Below are 14933 nucleotides of genomic sequence, written 5' to 3' on the forward strand. Positions count from 1 at the left end.
TAAACTGTTTTCAAACATTCAAGGAAAACATATCCAATAGTATCACTTGTTAAGTTCTCTCTATCAATATAAAAAGAGAAAGCTTTATATCCTAGCTTTCTCCTCCTCTTAAAATCCTTATTTAGCATTATCCGGCATAATCCAAACAACTTCACAAAGACGCACATAAAAAGTAGATTCACGTTCTTGAACTGCTACATGATCTGGTTTAGCATCAATAATCTGACCAGAAATTCTTCCTCTTGTTGTTTCAATAACTGCTCTCTTTCCAATAAGGGAGCTTGCTGCTTGAAATACGAATGGCTCTACCACCAATACTTGTTCAGGTTGTTGCATCATTGTTCATGGATTGCATAGGTTGCATAGTTTGACGATACATGGTTCTCTCTCCTTTTATTTTTATTCGGGCATAATCCAAATAACTTTACACATGCGTATGAAAAAGGTTGATTCTGCTTCTTGGATGACAAGATGATCCATTTTCACATCACGGATAACTCCTGAAATATTTCCCCTTGAAGTTTCCACGACAATAAGTTTTCCAATTAATGCTTGTAAAGTAGTATATAAAAATGGTTCAGCAACTATTACTTGCTTTGGAGCTGCTGAAAGTTCCATTTGTCTTTGTTGAGTATAAAATTGGTTCATTTTCTTTGCTCCCAATCATTTAAAATAAGTACATTTTTACCATATTCAATTTGTGTGGTATTTGCCCCTAGTTATATGCCTATTTTTCTTCATGAGAGGAAAAAGGTGAGAAAATATTTCATCTAGAATAGAGTATATTCCCATAAAAATGGTTTTGAATGGAATGATTATGGTACATTTATGAAAGAAGATGGTTGGAGTTAGGAGTTATAATATGGAAAAAATAATGATTGTAGAAGATGATAGAAAGATTGCGGAATATTTAGGTTCATATATAGAAAAATACGGCTATCATGTAGTCATTGCATCTGATTTTCATAAAATTATGGATTTATTCTTACAGGAGAATCCTAGTCTTGTTTTATTAGATATTAACCTCCCAAGCTACGATGGTTATTATTGGTGTAGGCAAATTCGCAAGGAATCTATTTGCCCAGTAATTTTCATTTCTGCAAGAACGGGGGAAATGGATCAAGTCATGGCTATCGAAAATGGAGGAGATGACTTTATTACTAAGCCTTTTCATCCTGATATTGTTATGGCAAAAATCCGAAGTCAACTACGCAGGGCATACGGAGAATATGCAGCAAAGTATGAGGAAAGGGTTCTAGCACAAGCAGGTTTAAGTTTGTTTCCAGAGCGGTTTGAATTACGATATGGACAAAAAGTGGCCCAATTGACGAAGAAAGAAACAGATATTATGGAAAGCTTATTAGAACGGTATCCACGTGTAGCGGGGCGGCAGGACTTGTTGGAAAAGCTATGGGATGATCAAATGTATGTAGACGAAAATACATTGAATGTAAATATCACTCGAGTAAGAAGGAAGTTTCAGGAATTAGGAATCGAGGATGCAGTGGAAACAGTTAGAGGTGCTGGATACCGGTTGCGTATTACTTGGGATGAGGGGCAGGAATGAGACTATTCCTTCGTGAGCATGCCTTTCTTATTCTTATCCAAGTTCTCCAAGCAATTGCTGCTCCTATCTTATTTTGGCTAGATGGATATAGAGGAATGGGGGTAAGTCTATATGCCATATTTATGTCCTTTGTATTGTTAACCATTTATCTGATATACCGGTATTTCAGTAGGAAAGAATTTTATTTGCGATTACTAGAACCAATGAAAACCATAGATGAATCATTAGAGACAATTGGCTCTGCACCCATTTCAGAAGCTCTTCAACAGTTATTAGTAAGTCAGTACCGCTTATATCTGGAAGCTATACAAAAAGCAGAAGAGAGGCAGGATGAGCACTTACTATTCATGGATCGTTGGGTTCATCAAATGAAAACACCATTATCTGTTATTGAGCTAACCGCTCAGAACTTAGATGAACCAGATTCTTCTAGTATTCGAGAGGAAACAGATCGAATGAAAAATGGCTTAAATACCGTTCTCTATATGGCTAGACTGCGAACTATCTCAGAAGACTTTTTAATAAAACAAGTGACTTTATCCAAGTTAATTCATGAAGTGAATACAGAGAATAAGCGTTTTTATATCCGTCATGAAGTCTATCCTCAATTAAAGGAAGAAAAGCCTGGAATAAGAGTAGAAACAGATGAAAAGTGGATATTCTTCCTATTAACACAAATCATTCATAATGCGGTGAAATATTCGACGGGAATTTCTAAACAAATTATTCTCTCTCTTTATGAACAATCAGGAGAAGCTGTATTAGAAGTGAAAGACTTTGGAGTTGGCATCCCTCTAGTAGACCAAAAGCGAGTATTTAATAAATTTTATACAGGGGATAATGGTCGTACATACCGAGAGTCAACAGGGATGGGCCTTTATTTAGTAAAAGAGGTAGCAGAAAGGTTAGAGCATCGCGTAGAACTAGACTCAACACCTGACAAAGGAACAACAGTCCGCATTATTTTCTCCAAAACACAAAACCTTACAGCGGTGTAAGGTAACTGAAAGCATAATCGATAGTATGACTTCTGATGCTCGGGCTATACTTGTTACAGAAGCGTTAAGGGAGGAGAAGGATTATGCTAAAACTATCAAAGGTAAGTAAGGTTTATGATGGAAAAGTAACATACCGTGCTCTTACAGATATAGATCTAGAGATTGAAAAAGGGGAATTTGTCGCGATTATGGGACCATCTGGTAGTGGAAAGACAACACTACTAAATATGATTTCAACTAATGATTTTCCAACTACTGGGGAGATAGCTATAAATGGTACAAATCCTCATAAACTGAATAAGAATGCACTTGCAAAGTTTCGTAGGAATGAACTAGGATTTATTTTTCAAGATTTTAATTTATTGCACACATTAACAGTAGAAGAGAATATCGTGTTGCCACTTACATTAGAAGGTACTTCTGTTAAGGAAATGAAACAAAAATCTCATACTATAGCAAAAAGTCTTGGAATTGAATCCATTATGAAAAAAAGAACATACGAAATCTCTGGAGGGCAAGCACAAAGAGTGGCTATCGCTAGAGCGATGATTCATGAACCGAAATTGCTTTTAGCAGATGAGCCGACAGGAAATTTAGATTCAAAAGCAGCAAAAGATGTTATGAATATGCTTGTAACTATTAATGAGAAGGAGCAAACAAGCTTATTGATGGTAACACATGATCCACAAGCTGCCAGTTATTCAGATAGAGTGGTTTTTATTCGTGATGGAAAGCTTCACTCAGAGATTCATCGTGGGGAAAGTAGACAGGCTTTCTTCCAGAAAATCATTGATATGCTTTCATTGATGGGAGGCGAGGGCCATGACTTTTCGTCAATTCGCGTTTAAGAATGTTTTACGTAATAAAAGACTATATATCGCCTACTTCCTAAGTAGCATGTTTACAGTAATGGTATTCTTCACATTTGCCATTTTTGCTTTTCATCCTGCTTTTTCAAATGGTTCTGTGAATAATCAAGCCATGATAGGGATGGGAGTTTCTGGAGGAATTATCTATGTATTCTCTTTCTTTTTTATCCTTTACTCTATGAGTTCTTTCTTACAGTCGCGTAAAAAAGAATTTGGTTTGCTGATGAGTCTTGGAGCATCTAATGGTCAAATTCGGTTAATGGTATTTCTAGAAAATATTTTGATTGGTTTTGGTGCAACAATAGGTGGGATTTTGGTAGGATTATTATTTGCCAAAGTAATCTTGTTAATTGCAGAGAACGTATTAATCATTAGTGAATCTCTTGATTTTTACTTTCCTACTCTTGCCATTGTCTTGACATTAGTTAGCTTTGTTTTACTCTTTTTCTGTATCTCGCTTTTTGTTGCTTTTATTTTGCGTACCAATAAATTAATCGACTTAATAAAAGGAGATAAGAAATCTAAAGGAGAACCAAAAGCATCTGTTATTTTGTCTATTTTAGCAGCATTGTTATTAATTGCTGGTTATGTTACGGCACTAGTAGTAAAGGGTTTGCTTGTTGTTTATGCGTTAGTCCCTGTTGTAATAGTGGTGACCCTTGGAACCTATTTGCTATTTACGCAACTTAGTGTGTATATCATTCGTATATTAAAAAAGAACAAGGCAGTATTCTGGAAAAAAACGAATATGCTATTGTTTTCCGATCTTTCTTTTCGATTAAAGGATAATGCGCGATCTTTCTTTATGGTAGCTATTATATCAACCGTCGCTTTTAGCGCGATTGGAACACTATATGGATTTCAGTCTTACCTTACAAAAGGGGTGAAAGAGATGAATCCCTTTACTATTACCTATAGTCCAGTTCTAGATGATACAGAAGACATAATAGAAGAAGATACAGAGAAAATTAATACCATTCTAAAAGAACAGAATGTAAAGGCAACAATGGAATCATTGGAAACTAATTATTATAAGAATTCTGCAGAATTAAATGGAATTTTAATAGTAAAAGCATCTGAATACAATCGTTTTGCTAATCTATTAGGAGAAGAGGAGCTTCATCCAAGTGACAAGGAAGCAATAGTAATGGAACAAAGCAATGCAATGCTAACGGAAGGATCAAAAGCAAGTGAATCCTTATTGAAATCTAACATCCAGCTGAAAAACGGAGAAGAACTTCAACCAAGTTTGGTCAAAGAATCCAGTGTAATGACAGAGTTAAATGGTTATTATGTGATTAGTGATAGTAACTATGAACAATTGGAAGAACCAATAAGAAAGGATACTACCATTGTTTGGAAAGCTGAAGATCATCATACAGACCAAATTATTGAAGCAGGAAGAAAGATTGAGAAACAAGTAGGATATAAAGCTTTCACTTTAGATTACTCTATATATGAAATTAATAAAGCATATGGCCCTATTTTATTTATAGGTCTTTTTATAGGAATTGTATTCTTTGTGTCAGCAGGTAGCTTCCTTTATTTCCGCCTGTTTACAGATTTAGATGAAGAAAAGCGAAAATTCCAAGCCATTGCTAAGATTGGCTTAACTCAATCTGAATTAAAGAAAGTAGTCAACCAGCAAATTGCTTTACTATTTTTCTCACCGATCGTAGTAGCTTTAATTCATGGTGCTGTCGCACTTACTGCACTGTCTCATTTCTTTGATTATAATTTAGTACAAGAATCCGCTTTAGTATTAGGTTGCTTCGCAATAATCCAGATCATCTATTTCTTTATTGTCCGATATTTCTACATGAAACAGATGCTAAGTAGTGTTTTCAAAGGTAATTAATAAAGAAAATGAGATGTTGCTGCTTTATTGCGTAAAGCTAAGAAATAGTATTTAAAAGTAATAAATATAGTTAAAAATACTTTATATAGAATGACCTCGATATGTAGTGTTGAGGTCTTTTTTCTTCAAATTAACCGTATCTAGTATAATATTATTATATTTAATAATTGTTAAAATTCCAAATACTTACACTATTATCAATATATTGATATAATGATTGTGGTGTGCTAAAATAATCCAGTCAAGCATCTTAGTGATTTAAGAGTAAGGAAAAAAGTTAAGTCGAAAGATAATTGACTACATACATAAACTTATATTTTTTAAGGAATAGTAATCATACTTGATTCCAAGACAAGGGGAGATTTTAGATGAAATATCTTTCACTATTTGTTGTTGCGTTGATGTTCTTACTTGCAGGCTGTGGTACTTCAGCTGACGAGAAAAAAGAGGATACGGCAAAACAAGAAGAGAAAACTACTGCGAGTAAAGAAAATGCTGAGCAAAAATTAACAGAAGAAGATAAACAGTTTATTGAACTGTTTAAAAAAGGAGAGTATCAAACTATTGTGGATCAAACAGTAGGATTTGGTAGTGATGCTCAAGTGAATTTCTATTTTATTGCAAATGCTTTTAAATCGGTTCCTGATTATTCTTTAAGCAAAACATATTTAAACAAAACGAAATATATTCCAACTGATATTCAAGATGAAGTAGACAAATTAAAAGCAGATATTGAAGCTAATGTAGAAAGCCCAGAAGCTTCTTAATACATTTTCTGATTTGTAATATTTGTTTATTCTAATAGAGAACCCTTGTTTAAGTAGTATTCAACAAGGGTTCTTTTTCTATCTCCAAATAAAGTACTTTCTTATGCTTTCACAGAATCATCTTTTATTTCAGTAGCATTTTGATGTTTTTCCGCTTTTTTCCCCCACCATGTTGCAAGAATGGGACCTGAAATGTTATGCCATACACTAAAAATGGCACTAGGAACAGCGGAAAGCGGAGAGAAGTGAGCAACAGCTAGAGCGGCTCCAAGTCCAGAGTTTTGCATTCCTACCTCAATGGATATAGCTTTTTGATCAGCAAAATTTAATCGTAAAGCTTTTGCCGCTAAAAAGCCAATAAGTAATCCTAACACATTATGTAAGATAACTATAGAAACAATTAAAAGTCCTGTTTCTGCTATTTTAGCTGCATTTACAGACACAACAGCTGCAGCAACAGCTACTATTCCTATAACAGAGATAAGTGGTAAAACAGATATACTTTTTTCCACTTGCTTTTTAAATAATAATTTAACAATAAGTCCAAGAATAATTGGTACAAGAACTATTTGAACAATGGATAGAACTAATGAACCCGCAGATACAGGTAACCACTTGCTAGCAAATAATAGAGTTAAAGCTGGTGTTAAAATAGGAGCAAGTAAGGTCGAAACAGATGTAACAGCAACTGACAAGGCTGTATTTCCTTTTGCTAAAAATGTCATCACATTAGAAGCAGTTCCCCCAGGACAACAGCCTACTAATATAACCCCTACTGCCACTTCTGGTTCTAATTGGAAAACAGTTGCTAATAAAAATGCGAGTAAAGGCATAATGGTATACTGTCCTAACACTCCAATAAACACACTTTTAGGTGCTTGAAAAACCGCTTTAAAATCTTCTAGAGACAAGGTAAGTCCCATACCAAACATAATAATCCCTAATAGTAAAGAAATATGTGGAGCAATCCATGTAAACCCACCTGGGATAAAAAAGGCCAAAATGGCAAATATAATGACCCAGATCGCAAAGGTATTCCCCGCTACTTTACTAATTTTCTCTAATATATTCATTTAACCACCCCTTTTAGGTTATTATATCTTTTAATTCTGAAATTTCAATATATAAAAACAAATCAAAATAATAAATGCAAGTAAATTGAAAGAATATCTGACAGTGTTTTTTAGATTAATAGAGGATGATAATAAGAATTAATATAGTGATTAATATTAAAAAATAATCCTTTTGAATAAAATTCTGTAATTTTCCCATAATGAAGGAGGAGCCAATTGCATTTAGTAGAACTTACATAAACAAGAACAAACAATAAGAATATAGGAGGCAATAATGAGTAGAATAATACATTTTGAAATTCATGTATCAGACATGGAGCGAGCGAAAGAATTCTATGGAGAGGTTTTTGGTTGGACATTCCAAGATTGGAGCGAATACGCAGGAATGCCTTATTTCGGCGCAGTGACAGGGGATGACCAATATCCTGGAATAAATGGAGCATTAATAAAACGACAAGGATCCCCTCCAGAAGAAAACCAAGCAATGAATGGCTTTGCATGTACGCTTGGAGTAGGCGATTATGATGCCACTGAGGCAAAAATTTTAAGTCATGGAGGAAGTATAGCACTACCAAAGCATGCTCTTCCTGGTATGGCGTGGCAAGGATATTATAAAGATACAGAAGGAAACGTATTCGGTATTCATCAGCCAGATGAAAATGCAAAATAAATCATTAAAAGCAGTTGAGCTGATGTAGCTTAACTGCTTTTAATTTTTAAAAGATGAATTTAAAGATAGAAGGTAGAGATACCAGTAGCTATTGCAAAAATAAGTATGGCATATCCTATAGTCATTTTTTTATTCTTGTTCTGAAGCAATTGTGCAACAAGTTCCTCTATGATTTTAAATGGAATTAAGGAAAATAGAATACAAGCTAGAAACAATAATTTATGATTATGGAAGAAAAATTCATGTAACAATAGGAGTATAAAATAAATCATTAGAAAAGAAATAAAGCTACTTATAGTCCAGCTATCTTTTTTGAAAAGCCACTTGAAAGAACGAACCAATCCTTCCACTATTTTCACCCTTTTTTAGTCAAAATCATTTATTATCCATTATATAGAATGGAAGAAAGAATAAAATATAATTGGTAATCAGTATTCTTTTCTTTCTGAATTTTTGAATATATACTTATTATATCTCGGAATTGAGATATCTAGTAAAGGAATTACTAATGATGGAAGAGAGGCTACATGATGGCAAACAATGATCAACAAATAAGCTGTGAAGTAAAAATTAGTACCAACAAATCAAACAATAAACCAGAAGAAATTAGTAAAGATGGGTCTTTTCAAAGACAGGTAAATCAATTCACCACGCCTTTTGGTGCAGGAGAAGGAGAATTGCCTGTTGAATCAGGGCGTTATCGACTTCTATGGTGCCCTGCTTGCCCGTGGGCACATCGTTCTGTCATTGTTCGTAGAATTCTTGGATTAGAAGAAGCGATTAGTTTAGGAACAGTTAGTCCGTTCCGACCAAGAGTGGGACGGGTAGACTGGGAGTTTTCACTAGATGAGGGTAAGGTTGATTCTGTACTAGGTATACGCTATATTAGTGAAATTTATAAAGAGACAGATCCAAACTTTGATGGCAGGCCAACTGTTCCAGTCATGGTTGATGTAAAAGAAAGGGTCGTCGTAAATAATGATTATTTTAAACTAACAAACTACTTCGAAACAGCTTGGGCACCGTTTCATAAAGAAAATGCTCCAGACTTATATCCGGAAGAACTGCGGAATGAAATAGATAGATTAAATGAGAAGATATTCCATAATGTCAATAATGGGGTATATAAATGTGGATTTGCCGAGTCGCAAGAGTCTTATGAAGAATCTTATTCTGTTCTATTTTAAACATTAGATGAGCTGGAAGAAAGACTTTCCACCAACCGCTTTTTACTAGGTGACTATATTACCGATTCAGATGTACGATTATATACAACACTTGCAAGATTCGATACAGCTTATTTCGCAGCATTTAATGCGAATCGTAATCTTCTTCGTGAATTTCCTCATCTATGGGAATATGCGAGAGAGTTATACCAAACACCAGGGTTTGGAGATACAACCGATTTTCAAGCTATTAAACAGCATTACTTCCAATCTATTACGATTAATCCAGATAAAGAAGAAGTAAAAATCTTGCCTAAAGGACCTGATGTAAGCATTTGGAATACGAAGGTTGATCGTGAAGTGCTAAGTAAGAAAGCAGAAAAGTTTTTAATAAGGTAGGTGTTTTTATGATTATTAGAGATGTGAAAAAGGAAGAATTATCATTTATTCGCAATCAGCGGAAATCAGCTTATGAAGAGCATGAAGATGCAGTGAGTAAGGAGCATTGGGAAGCTCTTCAGAAATCTATTTTATCAGATGCTGATATTCAGCCACATGTAGAGTTATTGGTGGCAGAGCTTGATGGAATCATTGTAGGAAGTATCGCCTTATTTCCAGCGAAAGTTGATGCTTATGAGGGAAAGGTTGAGGAATTAGAATATCCAGAAATCCGTTTATTAGCAGTACCTAAAAGTTCCAGAGGACATGGGGTTGCTACTGCATTACTTAATGAGTGTTTTTTAAGAGCCAAAACTAAGGGATATGGATATATTGGCTTACATACTGGCAGCTTTATGCTTGGAGCAATTAGATTATATGAAAGTCTTGGTTTTAATCGACTTCCACAGTATGATTTTGAGCCAGCTAATGATGGGATTATTGTTAGGGCGTATAGACGGGCATTGTAATTCTCATTAAAGTGGAGTAGGAACTATTTCCTATTCCTTTTTGTTGATTGGAAAATGTGTAAATAATATACATTTCCTCATTGACTTTTTAAGTGTACTAACCATATAATACAGAGTGTAAAGTGTATGAAGTGCTTGATACACTTTTACTGTATGAAGAGATTCATACATAGTATTGGTAATGATTTTTTTTATAATCAAAGTGTATTAAGTGATTAATACACTAAGTGAATACAATAGGAGTTGGGTGTATGGTTATTCAGTTTAATAATCGGGATCCTGTTTATGTGCAAGTAATCCAATATTTTAAGGAGCAGATTGCTAAAGGTTTTTTTGAACCTGGACAAGAGATTCCTTCGAGGAGAGAAATGGCAGGACAATTGAAAATTAATCCAAATACAGCGCAAAGAGCGTATAAAGAGATGGAGGAACAAGGGTTGATTTATACAGATGGAAACTCACCAAGCTGCATTACAAAAGACGATTCAGTATACAAGAAGGTGCGAGAAGAATTAATAATGGATGCAGTAGAATCATTTGTTAGTTCCGTAAAATCAATCAATATCCCGTTATCTGAAACATTAGATTTAGTGAAGAAAATATACGAAGAAGATGGGAAATAAGGGGGGATAGCAGTGATTGAAGTAAAAGACGTAACCAAAAAATTTGGGAAAAAGAAAGTGCTTAATGGTGTTTCTTTTACAGCGAACAAGGGAGAAATCACCTGTGTGATTGGAATAAATGGAGTAGGGAAAACGACTATCATGAAATCTATTATGTCCTTAACTCCTATAAATAGTGGAGAAATCCTTATTGATGGTCAGAAGATAAGCCCTTCTATGTATGAAAAAATCACCTATATACCAGATACCATAACAATGATGCCTCAAATGAAAATCAAGGATGCCTTTCAATTTATGTCTGATTTTTATGTATCTTGGAATGAGGATCGTGCGAAAGAATTACTACAGTTTTTTAAATTAGATAAAGACAATCGCATTTCACATTTATCAAAAGGAAATACAGCAAAAGTGAATCTGTTGTTAGGGCTGGCGTTAGATGTAGATTACATATTAATGGATGAGCCTTTTTCAGGAATTGATATCTTTAGTAGAGAGCAAATAGCAAATGTTTTTACAAGTCATTTAATTGAAGACAGAGGTGTGATTATCACCACACATGAAATTAATGATATTGAGCATTTAATTGATAAAGTGGTATTAATTGACAACGGAATTGTATTAAAAGAATTCAATGCAGAAGAGGTAAGGGAAACAGAAGGGAAATCGGTCATTGATGTAATGAGAGAGGTGTATCAAGGATGAACCGTTATTTGAAACTAGTAAATTTTGAATTCAATCGTTTTCTTATATTTTACCTAGTATTAATAGGAATCACGATTATTGGACAAATCATTGCTGTTGTAGGAAAGGCAAAGCAATATATGAATCAAGCAAATAATGCCATCTTTACAGAAGGCATGTCTAAAATTGCTTTTATAGATAGTTATGGCACAATGTCCTTTATTAATATATATCATAACTTTTGGTTTATTGCTCCTATTATGCTGTGTGGTGCGACTTTAGTTCTTTATGTGTTTTTTATATGGTATCGTGATTGGTTTGGTAAAAATACGTTCAGTTATCGTCTGTTTATGGTACCGACAAACAGGCTGAATATATATTTAGCAAAATTGACGACTATCTTACTTTTTACATTAGGACTAGTTGCATTACAAATAATATTAATAGTGATTGGAGATCAAATTTTGAAGTGGATGATACCTGATGAATATCTTACGGAATTCTCCTTGATGGCTATTTCTAATTATGATGAGCTAGGAATTTTATTACCTAAATCTATTCTCGGCTTCCTTCTTACTTATGGTGGCGGTCTTGTAATAGTTTGTGTTATTTTTACTGCAATTCTCTTAGAAAGATCTTACCGATTCATTGGGATTTTATACGGATTACTTTATGGAGCTCTTTCTTGCTTTATTTTCTTTATTCCTATGCTGTTTAATGCTTTTATTGTAGTGGATTACTTCTATCCTTTGGAGCTATTCATTTTAGAGGTAATTGCCGCTGTCATGATTTTAGCAGGAGCCATTTGGATAGGAAATTACTTATTGAAGCATAAGATTAGAGTTTAATAGGAGGGATTCGCTTGAAACGCTACTGGAAAATAATTTCTGTTTGTTTCCTTATTGTTGTCATTATGGGAGCATATTATATACAAGTAAATATAGCTGCTAAAGAGGACATTTCATTAAAGCATAATAAAGTTAGTGGAAACGAAGAAGAGCTAAATAATTTGGTTATAAATACAGATTACCAAGTAGGATATGACTATTTGGCATCCATGTATGTCACGAATGGAGAGACGATCAATCTAAACTATCGCTCCTTTTTCGAGAGTTTACCAGAGTCTAGTTATTACTCAAAGTACAATGCGTTAGTAGAAGAGTATAAAGGCTTTATGCGTGGAAAAAGAAATTTCAATGGAATTTATAATGATGAGAATAAATTAGTATATGTGCAAACGAAGAGTAAAGAACTCAACGGAGGGTTCTCCGAAGAAACTAGTTTTGAAATTGATGTGTTAAATAAGAAAACAAATGATAGCACATCATTTAATATTCCTTTAAAGGAGTCTGAAGGTTGGTCTGATGTTGAAAGAGTGCAAATGGTAGGAAATCAACTTAAGATTATAAAGCGTGAATATGATGATAATGGATCAAGTCATCTACTTATTTATAGTGTTGATATGGAAAATGAACAGTTATTAAATGATGAAACAATATATTCTGCGCATCCCTATAAAGGAGAGGGAGACTGGTCAGATTTTAGTATTCTAGGTGAATCATTTGTTAATGACTCTAATGTTTTAATAAAAATAGACAACTTTATTGGCGACTATGATCAAGCTAAGTGGGAAGCGACAGAGTCGGAAAGAAGTAATTCAGAATTAATGGTTTACAATGTGGAAAAAGGGACTTCCCAAATTGTTCAACTTTCGAAGCAACTGAATCCATATATAGATTATTCCTATGTGAAGAATACAACCCTATATATTCCTAGTCAATTGGAAGATAGACTAGAAGTAGAGCAATATGACTTAGTGAATGAAGAGTGGAAGAATCCAATAGTATTTGATCTATCAGATAAAAAGAAAACGATAGATGAACCGTTTATAAAATTAATGGATGGCAAAATATATACCATCTATCCAGGAAATAAAGAATACCGAATGTATATCGGTAATCTAGAAACAGGTATGTCTTTATATGAGGGAGAAATAGACATTCAAGGAAAGATAGAGGATAAAGAGAAAGGAGCTCTTCTAGTTTTTGATATCTATAATTAATTGTATTTTGATGCTAAAAAAGTTGCTAGGAAATAGCAACTTTTTTTATCTTCTAGAAAAGAAAACCTTAGGCTATGCCCTCAGATAAACTTACAGCGTGACTTCCTCATGGTGCAAAAACTATTCTTGGTTCACGTCAAATAGGTGTTAATTAGCAAAATAAGCGGAGAAATTCCGGCTAATTGCAGCTAGACTCTTATTTTCAGGATAATAAGCGGAGAATTTCCGGATAAGGAAGGAAAAATCCTCATGTTTCATGTGTTTTAATGAAATAGTCGGAATTTCTCCGTCTATTGGGGATGTTTTTCATGGCAGTAAACGAATAAGGGGATTTTCTCCGGCTATTTTTATCTATCTAATCGGATTCTTTTCCTAATTTCCGGCCGAAAGATGTAGACACTTTTACCATATGCGAAATACTAGATGATGAAGCATACCGATCCGTTTGCGGGTAATAAAGTACGAAAAAAATAAGCACAAGAGAAGCTATTAGGCTTGGCCAATAGAAGCAGCGTAATTGGTTAACTATTGTGTAGCCCTCAGTAATAAACAAATTTTATACCGCAGAGAAAACCACCCGTTCTTTGTCGTACGTATTGCTGTTATTCTTAATAAAACAGTAACATTCTCTATTGATCGTTATAAGAGATTGATCACAAGATTAGGGTACAACAATTAACCAATCTTCTTGTAGAGGCATATGATCAGAAAAAAGGGTATCTATTTAGATGAAAGCTTTAAATCTAGTATTGTAATATCAACAGTGTTTCATGATATAGGAAAGTCACGTATACCTATGTATATCTTTAAGAAACTTTTATAAAAGAATAAAGGAAAATTCACACATATAATAATTACCTCACTAATATGCATAATTTGAGGTGATATGGATGTTAAATATTATTGAAGATTCCGTTCGTTTTCCAGAAGCGTTGGAAAAAGGGAGAACAATCACACGAACATATCGTACATATCCTTATAGGGTATATCAAGCAAGCTGTGCACTTCGAGGAATAGATTACGGTTTTTCCGATCAAGAAGGCCAATTTTTTAGAACCACCATTGAAACTAGTGCGCAAATAACATCTCCATATGAGGTGAAAGTGAATATTACATTTGGTTTTCGCTCTAGAGAATTTGATAAAAGGACAGATGCCACCATTAAATATGCTTTATTTATGCAGTATCAATAAAAAAATATATCCTTAGAATTTGCAATATGGTTCTCGTTTTTTTTATAAAATATAATTATAGAAATATATCTGTGAAGTGGATTTATGAAAGGGGAAAGCAATGAATGGAAGTGTCTTTTAAGTAATAAGAGGTTAGCATCATTTAGTTAGTATATACTTAAGAAAATGACGCTTAGAAAACAGTTAAATAACTATTCTGATATACTATTAATATGTGTTTTATTGGAAAATATAATGGGAGAAAAATTCTTGTTTTTAACGAAAAAATGTGTTGACATTCAGTTGAATTAGTTTTATATTGATAACAATTCAAATAATAACTTCATAATTCTTAACTCTTATCCAGAGAAACCGAGGGATCAGGCCCTATGACGTTTCGGCAACGGATTTTTACAAATACCGTGCCAACTCCTGCAAATGTTTATTTTTGAACATTTGGAAGATAAGATCGAGGAACTTTAAATTAAAGCCCTCTTTTTTTTCTTCTGTATTGAGAAA

Annotated in this window: 17 protein-coding genes and 1 riboswitch; of the genes, 14 read left to right on the forward strand and 3 right to left on the reverse strand. The window is 33.8% G+C overall.

Translation table 11 applies throughout. The features are described 5' to 3' along the window. Positions 1 to 117 precede the first annotated feature (117 nt). Both F9279_RS14650 and F9279_RS14655 read right to left on the reverse strand, forming a co-directional pair. Positions 118 to 339, reverse strand: a complete 222-nt coding sequence (locus F9279_RS14650; protein ID WP_152114296.1) for a DUF2642 domain-containing protein — start codon at positions 337 to 339, stop codon at positions 118 to 120. A 60-nt stretch (positions 340 to 399) separates the two neighbouring features. Then, a complete protein-coding gene (locus tag F9279_RS14655) occupies positions 400 to 648 on the reverse strand; it encodes a DUF2642 domain-containing protein (RefSeq protein ID WP_152114298.1) in 249 nt (82 codons plus the stop codon). Positions 649 to 862: 214 nt separating this feature from the next. Here F9279_RS14655 and F9279_RS14660 point away from each other — a divergent pair, with 214 nt between their 5' ends. From F9279_RS14660 to F9279_RS14680, 5 genes are all read left to right on the forward strand, one after another. Continuing rightward, positions 863 to 1567, forward strand: coding sequence for a response regulator transcription factor (locus F9279_RS14660; RefSeq protein ID WP_152114300.1), 705 nt, complete (start codon positions 863 to 865; stop codon positions 1565 to 1567). Beyond that, positions 1564 to 2565: a sensor histidine kinase gene (locus F9279_RS14665; protein ID WP_152114302.1), complete on the forward strand. Its 1002-nt coding sequence runs from the start codon at positions 1564 to 1566 to the stop codon at positions 2563 to 2565. Before F9279_RS14660 ends, F9279_RS14665 begins: the two co-directional genes overlap by 4 nt. A gap of 83 nt (positions 2566 to 2648) precedes the next feature. Then, positions 2649 to 3413, forward strand: a complete 765-nt coding sequence (locus tag F9279_RS14670; RefSeq protein WP_152114304.1) for an ABC transporter ATP-binding protein — start codon at positions 2649 to 2651, stop codon at positions 3411 to 3413. Continuing rightward, positions 3388 to 5292 (forward strand): ABC transporter permease, encoded by a 1905-nt coding sequence (locus F9279_RS14675; protein ID WP_152114306.1) that lies wholly within the window; start codon positions 3388 to 3390, stop codon positions 5290 to 5292. The genes F9279_RS14670 and F9279_RS14675 overlap by 26 nt, the downstream gene beginning before the upstream one ends. Before the next feature lie 368 nt (positions 5293 to 5660). Then, the gene (locus tag F9279_RS14680) at positions 5661 to 6059 is read left to right on the forward strand and encodes a hypothetical protein (protein ID WP_152114307.1); all 399 of its coding nucleotides are present in this window, start codon (positions 5661 to 5663) and stop codon (positions 6057 to 6059) included. Positions 6060 to 6160: 101 nt separating this feature from the next. Here F9279_RS14680 and F9279_RS14685 read toward each other — a convergent pair whose 3' ends face one another. After that, positions 6161 to 7132 carry a bile acid:sodium symporter family protein gene (locus F9279_RS14685; protein WP_152114309.1) on the reverse strand — a complete coding sequence of 324 codons (972 nt, stop codon included), beginning with the start codon at positions 7130 to 7132 and terminating at the stop codon, positions 6161 to 6163. 274 nt (positions 7133 to 7406) lie between these two features. Here F9279_RS14685 and F9279_RS14690 point away from each other — a divergent pair, with 274 nt between their 5' ends. The 9 genes from F9279_RS14690 (at position 7407) to F9279_RS14725 (ending at position 14435) form a co-directional block, all read left to right on the forward strand. Next, entirely contained in the window at positions 7407 to 7802 is a 396-nt protein-coding gene (locus F9279_RS14690) for a VOC family protein (protein WP_152114311.1), read from the forward strand. Positions 7803 to 8332: 530 nt separating this feature from the next. Then, positions 8333 to 8989, forward strand: coding sequence for a hypothetical protein (locus F9279_RS26075; protein ID WP_319020767.1), 657 nt, complete (start codon positions 8333 to 8335; stop codon positions 8987 to 8989). Between the two features lie 12 nt (positions 8990 to 9001). Continuing rightward, a complete protein-coding gene (locus F9279_RS26080; protein WP_319020769.1) occupies positions 9002 to 9367 on the forward strand; it encodes a glutathione S-transferase C-terminal domain-containing protein in 366 nt (121 codons plus the stop codon). Positions 9368 to 9375: 8 nt separating this feature from the next. Next, entirely contained in the window at positions 9376 to 9876 is a 501-nt protein-coding gene (locus F9279_RS14700) for a GNAT family N-acetyltransferase (RefSeq protein WP_152114313.1), read from the forward strand. Positions 9877 to 10127: 251 nt separating this feature from the next. Beyond that, on the forward strand, positions 10128 to 10499 hold the full coding sequence (locus F9279_RS14705) for a GntR family transcriptional regulator (RefSeq protein WP_152114315.1): 372 nt from the start codon (positions 10128 to 10130) through the stop codon (positions 10497 to 10499). A gap of 12 nt (positions 10500 to 10511) precedes the next feature. Beyond that, positions 10512 to 11201, forward strand: coding sequence for an ABC transporter ATP-binding protein (locus tag F9279_RS14710; protein ID WP_152114318.1), 690 nt, complete (start codon positions 10512 to 10514; stop codon positions 11199 to 11201). Beyond that, on the forward strand, positions 11198 to 12028 hold the full coding sequence (locus tag F9279_RS14715; RefSeq protein ID WP_152114320.1) for a hypothetical protein: 831 nt from the start codon (positions 11198 to 11200) through the stop codon (positions 12026 to 12028). The genes F9279_RS14710 and F9279_RS14715 overlap by 4 nt, the downstream gene beginning before the upstream one ends. Before the next feature lie 14 nt (positions 12029 to 12042). Then, positions 12043 to 13242 (forward strand): hypothetical protein, encoded by a 1200-nt coding sequence (locus F9279_RS14720; protein ID WP_152114322.1) that lies wholly within the window; start codon positions 12043 to 12045, stop codon positions 13240 to 13242. An 890-nt stretch (positions 13243 to 14132) separates the two neighbouring features. Then, complete coding sequence (locus F9279_RS14725) at positions 14133 to 14435, forward strand: hypothetical protein (RefSeq protein ID WP_152114324.1); 303 nt, start codon at positions 14133 to 14135, stop codon at positions 14433 to 14435. Positions 14436 to 14770: 335 nt separating this feature from the next. Next, positions 14771 to 14884, forward strand: a riboswitch (SAM riboswitch). Positions 14885 to 14933 lie beyond the last annotated feature (49 nt).

Origin of the sequence: Bacillus sp. B1-b2 (assembly GCF_009183415.1) — a bacterium.
Classification (GTDB): Bacteria; Bacillota; Bacilli; order Bacillales; family Cytobacillaceae; genus Niallia.

Excerpts from the sequence above, each read along its gene's own strand:
- F9279_RS14705 (WP_152114315.1), top strand. The coding sequence starts at position 10,128 with ATGGTTATTCAGTTTAATAATCGGGATCCTGTTTATGTGCAAGTAATC.
- F9279_RS14675 (WP_152114306.1), top strand. The coding sequence starts at position 3,388 with ATGACTTTTCGTCAATTCGCGTTTAAGAATGTTTTACGTAATAAAAGA.
- F9279_RS14715 (WP_152114320.1), top strand. The coding sequence starts at position 11,198 with ATGAACCGTTATTTGAAACTAGTAAATTTTGAATTCAATCGTTTTCTT.
- F9279_RS14650 (WP_152114296.1), bottom strand. The coding sequence starts at position 339 with ATGATGCAACAACCTGAACAAGTATTGGTGGTAGAGCCATTCGTATTT.
- F9279_RS26075 (WP_319020767.1), top strand. The coding sequence starts at position 8,333 with ATGGCAAACAATGATCAACAAATAAGCTGTGAAGTAAAAATTAGTACC.
- F9279_RS14685 (WP_152114309.1), bottom strand. The coding sequence starts at position 7,132 with ATGAATATATTAGAGAAAATTAGTAAAGTAGCGGGGAATACCTTTGCG.
- F9279_RS14665 (WP_152114302.1), top strand. The coding sequence starts at position 1,564 with ATGAGACTATTCCTTCGTGAGCATGCCTTTCTTATTCTTATCCAAGTT.
- F9279_RS14680 (WP_152114307.1), top strand. The coding sequence starts at position 5,661 with ATGAAATATCTTTCACTATTTGTTGTTGCGTTGATGTTCTTACTTGCA.
- F9279_RS14660 (WP_152114300.1), top strand. The coding sequence starts at position 863 with ATGGAAAAAATAATGATTGTAGAAGATGATAGAAAGATTGCGGAATAT.
- F9279_RS14655 (WP_152114298.1), bottom strand. The coding sequence starts at position 648 with ATGAACCAATTTTATACTCAACAAAGACAAATGGAACTTTCAGCAGCT.
- F9279_RS14670 (WP_152114304.1), top strand. The coding sequence starts at position 2,649 with ATGCTAAAACTATCAAAGGTAAGTAAGGTTTATGATGGAAAAGTAACA.
- F9279_RS14690 (WP_152114311.1), top strand. The coding sequence starts at position 7,407 with ATGAGTAGAATAATACATTTTGAAATTCATGTATCAGACATGGAGCGA.
- F9279_RS14700 (WP_152114313.1), top strand. The coding sequence starts at position 9,376 with ATGATTATTAGAGATGTGAAAAAGGAAGAATTATCATTTATTCGCAAT.
- F9279_RS14725 (WP_152114324.1), top strand. The coding sequence starts at position 14,133 with ATGTTAAATATTATTGAAGATTCCGTTCGTTTTCCAGAAGCGTTGGAA.